This is a genomic window from Lachnoclostridium edouardi (assembly GCF_900240245.1).
Lineage (GTDB): Bacteria > Bacillota > Clostridia > Lachnospirales > Lachnospiraceae > Lachnoclostridium_A > Lachnoclostridium_A edouardi.
This window is the reverse complement of record NZ_OESQ01000001.1, coordinates 2,234,322-2,249,959: the sequence shown is the minus strand read 5'-3', so window position 1 is coordinate 2,249,959 and position 15,638 is coordinate 2,234,322. Positions and strand designations below refer to the sequence as shown.

Sequence of the window (15,638 nt, the reverse complement as noted above, 5' to 3'; positions counted from 1 at the left end):
CTTTCCTACAAAAGCCTATTTAGCGGCTTTTACTGTTTCTTTCAGTGTTACTAAGGTCTTTCTTGGTCCTGGTACAGAACCCTTTACAAGAACCAGATTGTTCTCAGCGTCAACTTTAACAACTTCCAGATTCTGAATAGTAACTTTTACATTACCCATCTGACCTGGCATCTTTTTGCCCTTGAATACGCGTCCTGGTGTTGTTGCGGAACCGTTGGAACCCTGATGACGATGGAATTTAGAACCATGAGCCATAGGTCCTCTGTGCTGTCCGTGTCTCTTAATAGCACCCTGGAAACCTTTACCTTTGGAGATAGCTGTAGCGTCAATCTTGTCGCCAGCTGCGAAGATGTCTGCCTTGATCTCATCTTTAACAGAGTAATCTTCAGCATTCTCTAACTTAAATTCTCTTACAAATCTCTTATATGCAACGCCTGCTTTGTCGAAGTGACCTTTTACCGGCTTATTTACCAGTTTTTCTCTCTTGTCAACAAAACCAACCTGCACTGCTTTGTAACCGTCGTTCTCAACTGTCTTAACCTGTGTTACTACACAAGGTCCAGCCTGAAGTACAGTTACTGGAATTAACACGCCGTCTTCATTGAAGATCTGTGTCATACCAACTTTGGTAGCTAAAATCGCTTTTTTCATTATTTGACCTCCTGTTTCTTTTCTACAGCGGAGCGTTTTAAACGCTCATCCTAGAACAGTCCAGAATCTATCTAAACCCTTCAGGATATTTCCTTATTTGTTTTTCATTTTGATATCAATATATACGCCTGCAGGCATTTCCAGTCTGGATAATGCGTCTACTGTCTTCTGGCTTGGTGTGATGATATCAATGAGTCTCTTGTGAGTTCTCTGCTCAAACTGCTCTCTGGAATCTTTGTACTTGTGAACAGCTCTCAGAATTGTAACTACTTCCTTTTTTGTTGGCAGCGGCACCGGTCCGCTCACCTGTGATCCTGTTTTCTTTACAGTCTCAATGATTTTTCCAGCAGACTGATCTACTAACTGATGATCGTATGCTTTTAATGTGATTCTCATTACTTGACTTGCCATAAAAAAAGTCGCCTCCTTTTCGCACTTTTGCAGTACGACAAGCGGTGACTGTACACGTTTCCGTGTGTGTCGCGTGGACTCACACATTTTTCCATTACTAATGAATAGAACTACTAAATTGTACAGTGACTTGTCGCCAGTTTCCTAACTTGACATTCGCTCCACGGAAAACCTGCCTATACAGGCAGCAACCTCACGTTTCACAGCTATCATGCCACAGCGTTGCTATCTTATCATACTTTTCCAGGGATTGCAAGCCCTTTTTTCCTATTTTTTCTGCGTATATATAAAGAGGACGCCCAAAGCGTCCTCCCATATTTTTTTCTTTATTCTTCATACCATACAGGTTCTATAGCTTCCTCATATTTGCCGTCTCCTGCCGCCTCGTCGTCAATTTTCTGAAGAACCCCGTTGCCTCCTGTTGTATATTTTACTCCGTCCTCGTCTTTTACTGTTTTATTTTCCTGAAGCTTTCCGCTTTTATTTACCACGTAGTTTTTATAGCTGTTGCCGTCAGGAATAGAAATCACAGTATACTTTGCTCCTGACTCTGGCTCCTGAAGCTTACCCATATAATAAAGGTAGCCGTTTTTAGGACCTGTATAGCCTTTTCCGTTGTCCAGGAAATAATACTCGGCTGTGCTGCCGTCCCCTTCCTCCACCTTAGTCTTTCCCCGCTCCATGGAACAGTTGTTTTTATCTTTTCCAAAGTAGTATGCAGTGTAGGAGTTTGTGTTCTTATTTAAATATACTTTGTGGACTCCATACACCGGGGTGCCTCTGTCGTTAAATAAGAAGGTCTTTCCGTCAATTTTCTTTAAATCAGAGCTGGTAGCCTCCCCGATCTTAGGCCCAATCTCAGGGCTTCCGTCGCTGTTAAAATAAAACCACTCCGCTCCTCCGTCAAAACCGCTTACATTATCCGGCGGCTCTAAAGACAGCCAGCCTTTCTTCACCTTGCCGTCTGGGCTGAAATAACGGTAATCCTTCATCTCTCCCATAGAAGTATCGTTGCCTGTCATATCCGTCCATCCTGTCTGCATCTCGCCGTCGCCGTTAAAGCAGTAATATACATTGTCAATCTTCTTTGTATCACAGGCGTCGCCGCTGACATCGCTTGGCACATACTTTTTGCCGTTGGCAGAAAAATAATACCATTCCTTGTCATCATCATCCCCGTCCCCAGGGCTTGTCTTATTCTTCTCGTACTCGTCAGAATCCGGCGGATATAATTTCTGCCAGCCTGTCTGCATCACTCCGTTAGTGCCGCAGTAATACATATCGTCCAGCACCCAGCCTATCTCCATCTCCCCGTCGTCGTCAAAATGGTACCACTTTTCATCAATCTTCTTCCAGTTGTCCTGAGCCATCTTTCCATTGCTGCCCAGATAGTACCAAATATAACCGTCCACTGCATTGTCATCGTCAGATTCAATGCGCAGCCATTTGTTGACTACCATTAAACCGTTGCCGTCCACGTAATATTCGTCGTCCACCCACTGATTCAAAGCCATCTTTCCGTTGCTGTCCAAGTATCTCCATTTATCGTCAGCGCCTTTTCTCCAGTCGTCTCTCAGAAGGTCCCCGTCAGAATCATAGTACACCCAATCATTTCCTGATCTCGCCCATCCTTCAGCAGCCCAGGCAGTCATCGTCGTCATACCTAAAGCCAGCGCGCCTGCTGCCGTCCATACGGCCAGTCCCTTTCTCCTCATATTGTCGCTCCTTTAATTCTCCATAATATGCCTATACTCCATTGTAGCAATATGTGGTAAATTATTCAAGTACGAAAATCTTTCGCTTTTTTTACGATTCCTTAATTTCAAATCTTCCCCTTTTATTTTTTTTCATGTATAATAGGGGCACCTGACCGTAGCGTCCTGCTTACGACGGCGCTACCTTCTAATTTAAGAAAGGAAAAAAATTATGTGGCTTGCAGAAAATTGGAAAGATTATGAAGTTATAGACTGTTCCAACGGCGAAAAGCTGGAACGCTGGGGCAGCTTTTTATTAGTTAGACCTGACCCACAGGTAATATGGGATACTCCTAAAACACATCCGGGATGGAGAAAAATGAACGGCCATTACCACAGAAGCGCTAAAGGAGGAGGAGAATGGGAATTTTTCGATCTGCCTAAACAGTGGACCATTCAGTACAAGGAGCTGATATTTAACTTAAAGCCTTTCAGCTTTAAGCATACAGGACTGTTCCCTGAACAGGCGGCCAACTGGGACTGGTTCAGCGAAAAAATTAAAAATGCAGACAGGCCCATAAAGGTTCTGAATCTTTTTGCCTACACCGGGGGAGCTACCTTGGCAGCCGCCAAAGCAGGAGCTTCTGTCACTCATGTAGACGCCTCTAAAGGTATGGTGGGATGGGCAAAGGAAAACGCTGCCTCCTCCGGTCTTGAAAATGCTCCTATCCGCTGGCTGGTAGACGACTGTGTAAAGTTTGTGGAGCGAGAAATCCGCAGAGGAAATCATTATGACGCTGTGATTATGGATCCCCCTTCCTACGGAAGAGGCCCTAAGGGAGAAATCTGGAAGATTGAAGACGCCATACATCCCCTTGTAAAGCTGTGCACTCAAGTACTTTCTGAGAAGCCTTTATTCTTCCTTATTAATTCTTATACAACAGGCCTGGCCCCCTCTGTTCTTTCCTATATGATAGGCACGGAAATATGCAGTAAATTCGGAGGCACTGTATCTTCCGAAGAAATCGGTCTCCCGGTTACAGAAACAGGCCTTGTACTTCCATGCGGCGCCTCAGGCCGTTGGGAAGCTTAAATACATATTACAAAATAAAAAATGTGCGCCTTGGCGCGCACTAGCGCCAGAAAGCGGCTGTAAAGGCAGCCGCAAAAAAGCGCCTTAAAACATATCTATTTATTTTGCAGTCCTCTTAAAACCTTTTTCAGGCTTTCTACATTCCCGTCTTTGTGACAATAACCTTCCATACCACAGGCCTTAGCCCCGTCAATATTTCTCTGAAGATCATCTATAAAAAAGCATTCCTCTGGTTTTAACTTAAATCTTTCAAAAAGATGAAGATAAATTTCTTTTTGAGGCTTTATGCATTTTACCTCTGCTGAGAAAAGTACACCGTCAAAATATTCAATTCCAGGAATCACTTGCTTATAGCACTGAAGCAGACGCATGGAAGCATTGGAGCACAAATATATGCCATATCCCTGATCTTTTAGCTCTTTAATTACATTGACCATTTCCTCTATGCCGTCCATACAGTACTCATGCCAATGGTTCATACACAAAGCCGCCATTTCTCTGGCATGGTCATCAGGCAGACGGCTTTGCATGCTTTTTAATGCTTCCTCATCTGAAATCACTCCCATGTCCAGCATAATCCATTCCGGAGAAACAAATACTGCCGTCCGCACCAGCTCTAATTCTTTCTCATCCTTTATAAAACGGCGGCATACAATTCTGTCGTCGTAATTTACAAGCACATTTCCCATATCAAATACAATATTCTTTATCATACTTCCTCCTTCTGTCAAACCTTATTTTATATAGAAAGAGAGTACCTTAGTAAGTGCAGCCTTTTTTTGGCAGCTTTTACTCCAGTACTCTCTTCATATTAAATCTCTGGCTTTTCCACTTCTACAATAGCGCCCTTCTGCATAGGAATACGGCAGTTTTTATTATTGCCGAACTCCACAATCACTGTATCATCTGTCATATCAATGATCACTCCGTAGAAACCGCTGCTTGTAAGCACGCTGTCTCCTACAGCAACAGTGGAAAGCAGTTCTGCTCTTTTTTTCCTCTCCTTCTGCTGTGGACGGATAGCCATGAAATACATCAGCGCGCCAAAAAAGACGATGTATCCCAGAATAAATGTAGTGTTGTTCATAGTTTCCTCCTTCTAACTAATCACTCGAAAAAGCTTTTATTTGGATCCTGCCGCCATTCCCTCCAGCTTTCGGGCTTTATACTGGTCATAGCAGTGGTTCTCTATAGCTTCGCGAATTTCTTCCATCATTGTATTATAAAAATATAAATTATGCAATACACATAATCTCATACCCAGCATTTCCTTTGCCTTTAGCAAGTGGCGAATATATGATCTGCTGTAGGAGCGGCAGGCAGGGCACTGACACCCTTCTTCAATAGGTTTGGAATCTAATTCATATTTTGCATTAAACAGATTCAGCTTTCCATGGTTTGTATACACATGGCCATGGCGTCCGTTTCTGGACGGGTACACGCAGTCAAAGAAATCAATTCCTCTGGCTACGCCCTCCAGAATATTAGCCGGCGTTCCCACGCCCATTAAATATGTGGGTTTATTTTCAGGCAGATGGGGAACTGTCTCATCCAGAATATGATACATTTCCTCATGGCTTTCCCCTACTGCCAAACCTCCTACTGCATAACCGTCCAGATCCATTTCTGAAATAGTTTTCGCATGGGCAATACGAATATCAGGAATAATCCCGCCCTGATTAATGCCAAACAAAAGCTGCTCTTTATTTACTGTATCAGGCAGTTGATTCAATCTGGCCATTTCCTTTTTACATCTTTCCAGCCACCTGGTAGTGCGGGCCACAGATTTTTCCACATAATCTCTTGAGGAAAGGGCAGGCGCGCACTCGTCAAAGGCCATAGCAATGGTGGAGCCCAGATTGGACTGAATCTGCATACTTTCCTCCGGCCCCATAAATATTTTATGGCCGTCAATGTGAGAATTAAAGTATACTCCCTCTTCCTTAATCTTTCTAAGTCCAGATAAGGAAAACACCTGGAATCCCCCTGAATCAGTGAGAATGGGCCTGTCCCAGTTCATAAACTTATGAAGGCCTCCAAATTCTTTAATCAGCTTATCTCCCGTTCTCACATGAAGATGATAGGTGTTGGACAACTCCACCTGAGTCTTAATTTCCCTTAAATCATCTGTTGATACAGCGCCTTTAATGGCGCCTACAGTGCCTACATTCATAAAAACAGGAGTCTTTATGGTTCCATGAACTGTTTTCATCTCAGCCCGCTTTGCCCGGCCGTCTTTAGCGATTATTTTATATTCCATTCTTCTTCCCCTGGTTCTTTGTCTGTTTTTCAGGATTCTTTTTCACAGTCATCATGTACCACAAAGCCCCTGTCAAGCATACAGATGAATATGTGCCGCACACAATTCCCACCATCAGCGGAAGAGCAAACTCACGAATAGAGGACACGCCCATAATAAACAGTACAAATACCATAATAAATGTAGTAAGAGACGTGTTGATGCTTCGTGTGAAGGTTTGAGTAATACTCAGATTTACAACCTCAGCCAGGTCTTTTCTGTTTCCAAACAGCTTCAGGTTTTCTCTGATTCTATCAAAAATAACAATTGTGGCGTTAATAGAATAACCTACAATGGTCAGCATACAAGCGATAAATGTAGAACCCACTGACCATTTAAACAGAGAATAACATGCAGCCACTACAAGTACGTCGTGACAGAGAGCCAGCACTGCACTTGTGGCAAACCGAATATTTTTAAAGCGGAACCAAATATAAACCAGCATACAGATAGTGGCAATTACCACCGCTACTACAGCGTCATTTTTCATCTCATTGCTGATTGCACCTGAAATACTTTCTGCCGTAATCTTTTCAGTCTCCACACCGAAGTTATCAGCCATTGCCTGATTTAAGGCTTCTCTTTCCGCAACAGATAAGGTTCTTGTTTTAATAATTACCTCATTAGTGCCAGCCACCTTTTGAGTTTGAGTTTCCGCCTCTCCCGTTATTTTTTCCACTACAGGAACAACCTTAGAAGAAATATCCTCCAGGGACATATCTTCATTAAATGTTACATTAGTAGATGTTCCCCCTCTAAACTCCATGCTGTAGTTTAAAGCGCTTTCTCCTGAAGCCACTCTCATTCCCATTGGGACAACGCCTGCTAAAATAGCCAGGGCAGACAGGGCGAAGCAAATATTTTTAATGCCTAAGAAGTTGACTGCCTTCTTCTCTTTTCTGATACCGTAGAACTTAGGATCTTCAAATCCCAGGTTATACAGGCAATTTAAAATAAACTTAGTAATAAATAATGCTGTAAACATGGACAGCACAATACCTAAGGCCAGTGTTGTGGCAAATCCCTTTACAGTACCTGAGCCTCTCCAATAAAGCACTACTGCTGCAATCAAAGTTGTAACATTTCCGTCTACAATAGCGGACAAGGCTTTTGCAAAGCCTGTTTTAATAGCAGACTGCACTGTTTTCCCTGCGCCGATTTCCTCTTTAATACGGGTAAATATAATAACATTGGCATCTACCGCCATACCAATAGAAAGAATAATTCCTGCAATTCCAGGAAGCGTCAGAGTTACTTCAAACGCTGCCAGCAAAATCACAATCAGACCTACATAAAGTCCTAAAGCAATAGAGGCTGCCAAGCCGGGAATCAGATATACAATAATCATAAATACGATTACAATGCCAAAACCGATTGCCCCTGCTTTTAAACTGCTGGCAATGGCCTGCTGACCCAGTTTTGCTCCCACTACATTAGAGCGCATTTCCTGCAGCTCTACAGATAAGGAGCCAATTCTGATAGTGGAAGCCAAGGTTTCAGCCTCCTCAAAGCTGGCCATACCGTCAATAGTACATTCACCGCCAGTAATAGCTTCTTTTACCTGAGGAGCAGATATAATCTCCCCGTCATATACAATAGCAATCTGCTGGCCTATCATCTGAGAGGTAGCGTCGGCAAATGCCTGCTGGCCATCTGGTTTAAATCTGAGGGATACTACATATTCCTTATTTCCTGTTTGAGAATCAACAATTCCGGCCTCAGCGCTTTCTACCTGATCTCCGGTAAGAATAGTATTCCCCTGCATGTCCATAAAAATCAGGGAACCAGGTTTTCCTAAAGCTTCCAGAATTGCATTGGCATCATTTACGCCGGGAATGTCGATATTAATTCTGTCTGCGCCCTCCAGATATACCTCGGCCTCTGTACTGTAGGCTTCCACCCTTTTCTGAAGCTTATACCGTGTATCTGACATCTGCTCTGCTGTAGGAGTTTCCCCTACTGCCTGGTATGTGATGCTGACGCCGCCGTCTAAATCCAGACCCAGCTTAATGTCATCTGCACTGTCATATCCGAAAAAGCCGAACAGAGCAACCGCACATAAAGCAATCAGAAGACCTGCAAGCCCCTTTCCTCTGTTATTTTTCATAATCTTGTCTCCTTCTCTTCATTATCATCAGCCAGAGCAGCCTGTATCATAATAGCGCATTCAATACGTTTTTTCTGCATCTCGCAGCCAATGTCATAAGCGTCTACAATAGAACCATGGAATTTATAAGAATTTGCCGCGCAGCCTCCGCTGCAGTAAAATCTAGCAAAGCAATCTTTACATTTATCCTTTGCATAAACATTGCATAATTTAAATTCGTCTCTGATCTCTGTATTGGTAATTCCAGCGTCCACATTGCCCAGAAGGAATTTTTCTTCCCCTACAAACTGATGGCAGGGATAAAAGTCGCCCCATGGAGTAACTGCCAGGTATTCGGTTCCTGATCCGCAGCCGGACAATCTTTTTGCCACGCACGGCCCCTGATTTAAGTCCAGCATAAAGTGGAAAAAGGTAAATCCTCTTCCCTCTTTTTTTCTTTTAATATACTCTACGGCCAGTTTATCATACTCTTCCATAATTTTAGGAAGGTCCTCTTCCCTGATGGCGAAAGGTTCATCCGGCAAGGATACTACCGGCTCTATAGACATACTTTGAAATCCCAGATCTGCAAAGTGCAGCACGTCCTTTGAAAAGTCCATATTTTCTCTTGTAAAGGTGCCTCTTACATAATAGTCTTTCCCCTGGCGGCTTTCTGCAAACTTCTGGAATTTAGGAACTATCAGATCATAACTTCCTTTTCCGTTGCGGAAAGGACGCATAAAATCATTTACCTCTTTGCGCCCGTCCAGACTAAGCACTACATTGCTCATTTCCTTATTGCAGAAATCCATAATCTGATCGTCTAAAAGAACTCCGTTTGTCGTTAATGTAAAGCGGAATTTTTTGTTGTATTCTTCCTCTTTTGACCGCCCGTACTCTACCAGACGCTTTACCACGTCCCAGTTCATTAAAGGCTCTCCGCCAAAGAAATCCACCTCCAGATTTCTTCTGTTTCCTGAGTTGGCAATCAGAAAATCAAGAGCTTTTTGGCCTACCTCATAACTCATTAAAGCTCTCCGCCCATGATACTCTCCCTCTTCGGCAAAGCAGTATCTGCAGGCCAAATTACAGTCGTGGGCAATATGCAGGCACAAGGCCTTTACTACTGTTTTCCGCTTTTTAAAATCTGTCACATACTGTGAATATACATCCTTTACAAACAGCTCTTCTCTGTCAATCAGCTCCTGTATATCCTCCAGCCCGTCTAAGATATCTGATTCCTGATACTTACCGGAAAACGCTTCCACTGCCTGCTTTTTCACATAGTCTGACAATTTTTCCGGCTTCTCCATATCTGGAACACGGTCTGACAGCCATGCAATCAGGTCATATACCAACTGGTCTGTAACGTGTACAGAGCCGCTGTTTACATCCATGACAATGCTGTAGCCGTTATTTTGATATTGATGAATCACTGATGCTCTCCTTTTCCTTATGCAAACTGGCAGACAACTCAAAGATGGGAGTGCTGAAAAATAAGCAACCTTTATGACGGTGTTATTATAATATAACTACGCCATAGGCAAGGATGCTATTTTGCAACACTCCCTCTTTCCTCATCTGCCTGCTGTGCTATCATCTGTTCAGATAAAGATTATCTGTTGTTGTTTTCGCAGCTCTGGTTTCCTACTGTGCAGGATGTCTTGCAAGCTGACTGGCAGGAAGTCTGACATTCGCCGCAGCCGCCTTTTTTCATTGTATCTTTTAATGTGTTAGAATTTAAAGTTTTTACACGTTTCATACTGATCTATCCTCCTGAAAAATTATTGAAGTTCTTTGCGATTATATCACATGTTTATCAGCAGTGCAAGGATTTTCCGCATACGTCAGGCCAACCTGGAATATACTGCTACATAAGAATATAAAAGGGGACATCTTATGGGTAATTCCAAGGTTAAAATCCTTCTGCGCTCCATGCTGGTATCCTACATATTAACAGGCATTCTTCTTATTACGCTGGCCTTTCTCCTTTACAAATTCCGCCTTGGGGAAAAACAGGTTACTACAGCCGTCTACGGCATCTATGTGCTAACCTGTCTCTTAGGCGGCTGGCTGGCTGGAAAAGGAGCCAGGCAAAGAAGGTTTTTCTGGGGTATGGCCGCAGGCTGCTGTTACTTTCTCCTGCTATTTGCCATGTCCTGTCTGATGCAAAAGGGGCTGACGGGAAATCTTCAGCAGGTAGCAGCTGTCCTGGGAATCTGCGCCGGTTCTGGAATGATCGGCGGTATGGCCAGCTAAAACATAATGGGGCTGTAAAATGACCGATCAGTCATTTTACAGCCCCATTAACTTTAATCCTCATGTTCCTGCTTTTCTTCTTCGTCTGTATGCAGCAGATACAAATGGATTTTATCAATTCTGTTTTTTTCCACCTGGTCCACTACCAGACGGACATTTTCATATGTCACTTCTTCGCCCTCTTCCGGCAGGTGGTCTAAAAGTCCGATTACCAGGCCGCCAATGGAATCATAATCCTCAGATTCCAGCTTCAGGTCTAAGCTGTCATTTAAATCGTCCAGCTTCATAGCGCCTTCTACAATATATTCGTCCTGGCCTACCTGAATAAGCTCTTCCTCCTCATCCCCGTCGTACTCGTCTCTGATATCTCCGACAATCTCTTCCAGCATATCCTCCAATGTAATCAAACCAGCCGTGGCGCCGTATTCATCTAAAACAATTACAATATTGTTGTTCACTGCCCCACGCATCTCAACCATCAATTCAGAAATCTTTTTAAATTCATAAGTATAAATAGGCTGGCGCATCAGGTTTTTTATAGAAAAATCTTTTTTCTCGTCAATCAGCAGAAGGTCCTTAACATTAATAATACCGATTACATTGTCAGTGGTCTCTTCATAGACAGGAATCCTGGTATATCTTTCCTGGCGAAATAAGGAAAGCAGCTCGTCATAGGTGGCCTCTGCATTAATAAATACCATGTCTATTCTGGGCACCATAACGTCCTTTGCTCTGGCGTCCCCGAAATCAAAAACGTTGTTAATAATCTTCTTTTCCTCTGATTCAATTACTCCCTCTTCATGGCTGACCTCCACAATGGTACGCAGCTCATCCTCTGTAATAGATTCCTGCTTTTTATTAGGGTCCACCCGAAGCAGCAGTAATACGCCCAGAGATAACTTATTTACCAAATATATTAAAGGGGTGGTAACAGTCATTATAAAATATATTGAGGAAGCATAACTTAGAGCAATATTTTCGGAATGAATTGTAGAAAGTGTTTTAGGTGTAATTTCTCCGAATACAAGAATAACCAGCGTCAGAACTCCTGTGGCAATTCCCACCGCCTTATTTCCCCAAATGTCCATTACAGCCGCAGTGGCTAAGGATGAGGCAGACAGGTTTACAATATTATTGCCTATAAGAATTGCACTTAACATCTTGCCTGGGTTCTCAACCACTTTTATGACAGTGGCAGCCCGCTTATCTCCACCTTCCGCCAGCGTGCGCATACGCATCTTATTTACTGTGGTAAGGGCAGTCTCTGCAGATGAAAAGTATGCAGACAGGATAATTAAAATAATAATAGCTACTAATTGTATGACGTTCGCGTCACTGGGTTCCAACAAAATCAACTCCTAAATTCATATTTTTCTACTGATTGTACAATAGATGTGAAAAGTTGTCAATAGACAGGTCAGTCCTCCTTTAGCTGACAGATGACCATTAAAATAGTGCCTATAAAAATAAAGATATCTCCCAAATTAAAAATTATCTTTTTCAGGCCTTTCCAGTTAACAGAAAAGTAATCTACTACATAGCCTCTTACTAATCTGTCGTGAAGGTTGCTTAACGCTCCGGCAAGGGTTACTGAAACAGCCAGCTTTTCCAGCACATGTCCCTTTTTCTGCATAAGCCACAAAAAGATCCCCCCTAATGCGGAAGCTGTCACTGTAGGCAGCATACGCACCAGACTCTCATATTTTTTTAAAAAGCCAAATGGAAGACCTTTATTATGGCTTTTGTGAAGAGTAATGATCCCTTTTTTATCAAAGGCCCTTGGAAATTCAGTGCTGTCTCTGTCCTCCACCTCAGATTTAATTATAATATCCAGACCAGCTAAAATTCCTATTAATTCAATAAATGCCATGGCACATTCTCCTTTTTTATTATTGTTAATTATTTTTCCGCACTTATCATTCTGCCATTCCTGCCGGCATATAATTTTACAAAAATCTAAGGACTATTTATGCCTCGCTGTAATGAACCTGTGGCGTCTGAACAGTACGCTGACTTTATTTTTCTTCACAATAATTCCTCTATTAACGCAATCTACGAAACTCTTCAGACAGAATGTGTAGATATTATTAACCGGGAATATGCAGTCGTTTATTTTCCATTGTCCCAGGTAGCCCCTATTTCCCTGGAAAAGTATTCTTACGCCTCCATACCTAAGCTTTATTCTTTGCTGGACACTACCAGTATGGCTGCCTCCGGAATTACGGCTTCCCTGGCTCAGCCTGCTTTAAACACCAGGGGAGAAAACGTAATCATAGGATTTATTGACACTGGCATACAGTACGAAAACACCTTGTTTCGCAATCCGGACGGAAGTACCAGAATATTAGGAATCTGGGATCAGACTATTCAGGAAAATAACGGAGTGGTCATCCCCCCTTCTGATTTTCTCTCCGCTTTTACAGGGGAGGCTCTTTTATATGGAACAGAATACACAGAAGAGCAGATTAACAATGCTCTTGCCTCTGATTCTCCCAGGGATATTGTTCCCTCCACCGACACTGACGGACATGGCACATTTTTAGCCGGCATCGCCGCGGGAGGCCAGCTGGAAAACGGTTCTTTTTCCGGAGCCGCCCCTGGCTGCAGGCTGGGAATTGTAAAGTTAAAGCCTGCCAAAGAATATTTAAGAGAATTCTACAATATCCGTCCCGGCGCTGTGGCATACCAGGAAAATGACATTATGATGGGCATCAAATATCTTCTGATTCTGGCGGCCCGCTACAAAATGCCTTTAGTAGTGCTTTTAGGCGTAGGCACAAACCAGGGCAGCCATGACGGTACATCCCCTCTTTGCCAGCTGATTCAGCAGCTATCCAACTCCTACGGTCTTGTTACTGTAGCCTCAGCCGGAAATGAAACAGGCTACAGCCACCACTATCTAGGGGCCATTAACACAGAAGAATCCTTTACTGACGTAGAACTTAGAGTAGGGGAGGATGAAAACGGCTTTGTCACTGAGCTTTGGGCCAGGGACCCTGAGCTTTATACTGTAGGCTTTCTCTCCCCTACAGGGGAACAGATCTCCCGTATTCCTCTGGTGTTCCAAAATGACAACCGCATTACCTTTCTTCTGGAGAAAACCACGATTACTGTAAATTATATTAATACAGAAACTGGTTCCGGAAGTCAGCTGATTTTTATACGCTTTCAGTCTCCCACTACCGGCATATGGAGAATACGTGTTTACAGCCGGCTGACCATAACAGGCCAGTTCCACATGTGGCTTCCCGCCCACGGCTTCCTTTCGGAAAATACTGTATTTCTTCAGTCCAATCCCGACACTACTATTATGGAACCGGGAAATACCCAGGCTTTAATTACTGTAGGCGCTTACAACCATGTAACGGACGGAATATTTATTCATTCCAGCCGCGGTTTTACAAGAAGCGGCAGGATTAAGCCTGAGCTTACGGCTCCCGGCGTAGACGTTTACGGACCTGGACTTTATCCTGACGCAGCCTTGAATTTTAATTCTCCGCCTCCTATGACCCGGAAATCCGGAACCTCCATTGCCGCCGCTCATGCCGCAGGCGCCGCGGCTTTACTTCTAAGCTGGGAATATTCTACAGGGCTGACAGATGTAATGAATTTAGCTTCCATTAAATCTTACTTAGTAAGGGGAGCCACAAGACAGCCCTATTATTCCTACCCTTCTAAAGAATGGGGGTATGGACAGCTGAATTTATATCAAACCTTTTTAAGCATGAGAGAATAGCTGCTTTAAGCTCTCATTTGAATCAAAGGACCGCCTTTTTTCTCTAAATACTGACGTGTAATAACTACTGAACCAATATTAGGGTCCTTGGGGATTTCATACATAATATCCAACATGAACTCCTCCAGGATCGCTCTCAAAGCTCTGGCTCCTGTGTCTCTTTTCATCGCCTCTTCTGCCATCCACTCTAAAGCCTGGTCCTCAAAGGTCAATTTCACCTCATCCAGCTCCAGCAGCTTTATATACTGCTTCAAAATAGCGTTTTTCGGCTCGCTCAGTATTTTCACCAGCAGCTCCTTTGTCAGCTTTTCCAAGGTAACTGTCACCGGCAGACGACCTAGAAATTCAGGGATCATTCCAAAGCTTCTTAAATCTTCATTTGTCACATGGCTGAGCAAATGAGGATCTTGGTCATATTTATCTTTTAGCTCAGCGGAAAATCCCATAGAGGATTTTTTTGTCAGCCGCTCCTTAATAATATGCTCCAAATCAGGAAATGCTCCGCCGCAGATAAACAAAATATGATCTGTGTTTATTGTTTCCATGGGAGTAAGGGCGTTTTTCTGGTTAGAGCCAACAGGCACCTCCACTTTAGCTCCCTCTAACAGCTTTAAAAGCTCCTGCTGCACTGCCTCCCCGCTGACGTCCCGGGTATTTGTATTCTTTTTCTTTGCAATTTTATCAATTTCATCTATAAAAACAATTCCGTGTTCTGCTTTCTCCACATCATTTCCCGCTGCAGCCAAAAGTTTTGTGATCACGCTTTCAATATCGTCTCCAATATATCCTGCCTCTGTAAGAGAGGTAGCGTCGGCAATAGCCAGCGGCACATCTAAAAGCATTGCCAAAGTTTTTACTAAATATGTTTTTCCGCTTCCTGTAGGGCCCAGCATGAGAATATTGGACTTTTCGATTTTAACCTCTTCTGTCTCTTTTTTATCCTCTTTGTCTGTCTTTTTATAGTCCAGGTACATTCTTTTATAATGATTATAAACCGCAACGGAAATAGCTTTTTTCGCCTTCTCCTGCCCGATTACATATTCATCCAGCCGGGCTTTAATCTCATGGGGCGGCATCACATCCTTCATGGCCATCTCCGGCTTTTTATCACTGTTTCTCTTTTTTACTTTTTGCTTTTCAGGAATCTCCATTCCCGGAATGTTCATTTTAGATAAATCGCTAAGATTCAAATTCATATAAGGCATATTTTGAATCTTAGACCAATCCATGCTGCCGTTTGTCACAGAGTCAAAAGCTTTCTGCATACAATCGTGGCACAGACACATATTTCCAGGCATAGTGATCATTGTACCTGCTTTACTTTCCGGCCTGCGGCAAACATAACATATTTTTTCATAAGTATAATCATCATCACGCTTTTCTTTATCTTCCAAGTTCTTTTCTCCTTT

At 43.1% G+C, this 15,638-nt stretch carries 15 protein-coding genes; 3 read left to right on the top strand and 12 right to left on the bottom strand.

All coding sequences use genetic code 11. The features are described from left to right. Window positions 1–15: 15 nt before the first annotated feature. The 3 genes from rplC to C1A07_RS10530 form a co-directional block, all read right to left on the bottom strand. Window positions 16–651, bottom strand: a complete 636-nt coding sequence (gene rplC / locus C1A07_RS10540; RefSeq protein WP_101877072.1) for a 50S ribosomal protein L3 — start codon at window positions 649–651, stop codon at window positions 16–18. A 93-nt stretch (window positions 652–744) separates the two neighbouring features. Then, window positions 745–1,062, bottom strand: coding sequence for a 30S ribosomal protein S10 (gene rpsJ / locus C1A07_RS10535; RefSeq protein WP_101877071.1), 318 nt, complete (start codon window positions 1,060–1,062; stop codon window positions 745–747). 326 nt (window positions 1,063–1,388) lie between these two features. Next, window positions 1,389–2,777 (bottom strand): cell wall-binding protein, encoded by a 1,389-nt coding sequence (locus tag C1A07_RS10530; RefSeq protein ID WP_101877070.1) that lies wholly within the window; start codon window positions 2,775–2,777, stop codon window positions 1,389–1,391. A 211-nt stretch (window positions 2,778–2,988) separates the two neighbouring features. On the opposite strand from C1A07_RS10530, the gene C1A07_RS10525 reads away from it, so the two are divergent. Continuing rightward, window positions 2,989–3,849, top strand: coding sequence for a class I SAM-dependent methyltransferase (locus C1A07_RS10525; RefSeq protein ID WP_101877069.1), 861 nt, complete (start codon window positions 2,989–2,991; stop codon window positions 3,847–3,849). 95 nt (window positions 3,850–3,944) lie between these two features. Here C1A07_RS10525 and C1A07_RS10520 read toward each other — a convergent pair whose 3' ends face one another. The 6 genes from C1A07_RS10520 to scfA all read right to left on the bottom strand — a co-directional run bounded on the left by C1A07_RS10520 (window position 3,945) and on the right by scfA (window position 9,996). Next, window positions 3,945–4,562 carry an HAD family hydrolase gene (locus C1A07_RS10520; RefSeq protein ID WP_101877068.1) on the bottom strand — a complete coding sequence of 206 codons (618 nt, stop codon included), beginning with the start codon at window positions 4,560–4,562 and terminating at the stop codon, window positions 3,945–3,947. A 98-nt stretch (window positions 4,563–4,660) separates the two neighbouring features. After that, window positions 4,661–4,936: a preprotein translocase subunit YajC gene (gene yajC / locus C1A07_RS10515; protein WP_101877067.1), complete on the bottom strand. Its 276-nt coding sequence runs from the start codon at window positions 4,934–4,936 to the stop codon at window positions 4,661–4,663. Window positions 4,937–4,972: 36 nt separating this feature from the next. Next, window positions 4,973–6,109, bottom strand: coding sequence for a tRNA guanosine(34) transglycosylase Tgt (gene tgt / locus C1A07_RS10510; protein WP_101877066.1), 1,137 nt, complete (start codon window positions 6,107–6,109; stop codon window positions 4,973–4,975). Continuing rightward, on the bottom strand, window positions 6,099–8,255 hold the full coding sequence (gene secD, locus C1A07_RS10505; protein WP_101877065.1) for a protein translocase subunit SecD: 2,157 nt from the start codon (window positions 8,253–8,255) through the stop codon (window positions 6,099–6,101). Before secD ends, tgt begins: the two co-directional genes overlap by 11 nt. Then, window positions 8,252–9,670 (bottom strand): thioether cross-link-forming SCIFF peptide maturase, encoded by a 1,419-nt coding sequence (gene scfB / locus C1A07_RS10500; protein WP_101877064.1) that lies wholly within the window; start codon window positions 9,668–9,670, stop codon window positions 8,252–8,254. Before scfB ends, secD begins: the two co-directional genes overlap by 4 nt. A gap of 179 nt (window positions 9,671–9,849) precedes the next feature. Continuing rightward, entirely contained in the window at window positions 9,850–9,996 is a 147-nt protein-coding gene (gene scfA / locus C1A07_RS10495) for a six-cysteine ranthipeptide SCIFF (protein ID WP_101877063.1), read from the bottom strand. 137 nt (window positions 9,997–10,133) lie between these two features. Here scfA and C1A07_RS10490 point away from each other — a divergent pair, with 137 nt between their 5' ends. Further along, entirely contained in the window at window positions 10,134–10,493 is a 360-nt protein-coding gene (locus C1A07_RS10490) for a TIGR04086 family membrane protein (protein WP_101877062.1), read from the top strand. A 53-nt stretch (window positions 10,494–10,546) separates the two neighbouring features. On the opposite strand, the gene C1A07_RS10485 is transcribed toward C1A07_RS10490, so the two are convergent. Continuing rightward, window positions 10,547–11,839 carry an HlyC/CorC family transporter gene (locus tag C1A07_RS10485; RefSeq protein WP_101877061.1) on the bottom strand — a complete coding sequence of 431 codons (1,293 nt, stop codon included), beginning with the start codon at window positions 11,837–11,839 and terminating at the stop codon, window positions 10,547–10,549. Between the two features lie 71 nt (window positions 11,840–11,910). Next, window positions 11,911–12,363, bottom strand: coding sequence for a signal peptidase II (gene lspA, locus C1A07_RS10480; protein ID WP_101877060.1), 453 nt, complete (start codon window positions 12,361–12,363; stop codon window positions 11,911–11,913). A gap of 99 nt (window positions 12,364–12,462) precedes the next feature. On the opposite strand from lspA, the gene C1A07_RS10475 reads away from it, so the two are divergent. Next, a complete protein-coding gene (locus C1A07_RS10475; RefSeq protein ID WP_101877059.1) occupies window positions 12,463–14,229 on the top strand; it encodes a S8 family peptidase in 1,767 nt (588 codons plus the stop codon). Between the two features lie 5 nt (window positions 14,230–14,234). Here the strand turns inward: C1A07_RS10475 and clpX are convergent, their stop codons facing one another. After that, window positions 14,235–15,623: an ATP-dependent Clp protease ATP-binding subunit ClpX gene (gene clpX / locus C1A07_RS10470; RefSeq protein WP_101877058.1), complete on the bottom strand. Its 1,389-nt coding sequence runs from the start codon at window positions 15,621–15,623 to the stop codon at window positions 14,235–14,237. Window positions 15,624–15,638: the final 15 nt, after the last annotated feature.

What these genes read in the sequence shown, in the direction of transcription:
- C1A07_RS10475 (WP_101877059.1), top strand. Translation starts at nt 12,463, where the DNA reads ATGCCTCGCTGTAATGAACCTGTGGCGTCTGAACAGTACGCTGACTTT.
- C1A07_RS10525 (WP_101877069.1), top strand. Translation starts at nt 2,989, where the DNA reads ATGTGGCTTGCAGAAAATTGGAAAGATTATGAAGTTATAGACTGTTCC.
- C1A07_RS10490 (WP_101877062.1), top strand. Translation starts at nt 10,134, where the DNA reads ATGGGTAATTCCAAGGTTAAAATCCTTCTGCGCTCCATGCTGGTATCC.
- C1A07_RS10520 (WP_101877068.1), bottom strand. Translation starts at nt 4,562, where the DNA reads ATGATAAAGAATATTGTATTTGATATGGGAAATGTGCTTGTAAATTAC.
- yajC (WP_101877067.1), bottom strand. Translation starts at nt 4,936, where the DNA reads ATGAACAACACTACATTTATTCTGGGATACATCGTCTTTTTTGGCGCG.
- scfA (WP_101877063.1), bottom strand. Translation starts at nt 9,996, where the DNA reads ATGAAACGTGTAAAAACTTTAAATTCTAACACATTAAAAGATACAATG.
- tgt (WP_101877066.1), bottom strand. Translation starts at nt 6,109, where the DNA reads ATGGAATATAAAATAATCGCTAAAGACGGCCGGGCAAAGCGGGCTGAG.
- rplC (WP_101877072.1), bottom strand. Translation starts at nt 651, where the DNA reads ATGAAAAAAGCGATTTTAGCTACCAAAGTTGGTATGACACAGATCTTC.
- C1A07_RS10530 (WP_101877070.1), bottom strand. Translation starts at nt 2,777, where the DNA reads ATGAGGAGAAAGGGACTGGCCGTATGGACGGCAGCAGGCGCGCTGGCT.
- secD (WP_101877065.1), bottom strand. Translation starts at nt 8,255, where the DNA reads ATGAAAAATAACAGAGGAAAGGGGCTTGCAGGTCTTCTGATTGCTTTA.
- lspA (WP_101877060.1), bottom strand. Translation starts at nt 12,363, where the DNA reads ATGGCATTTATTGAATTAATAGGAATTTTAGCTGGTCTGGATATTATA.
- rpsJ (WP_101877071.1), bottom strand. Translation starts at nt 1,062, where the DNA reads ATGGCAAGTCAAGTAATGAGAATCACATTAAAAGCATACGATCATCAG.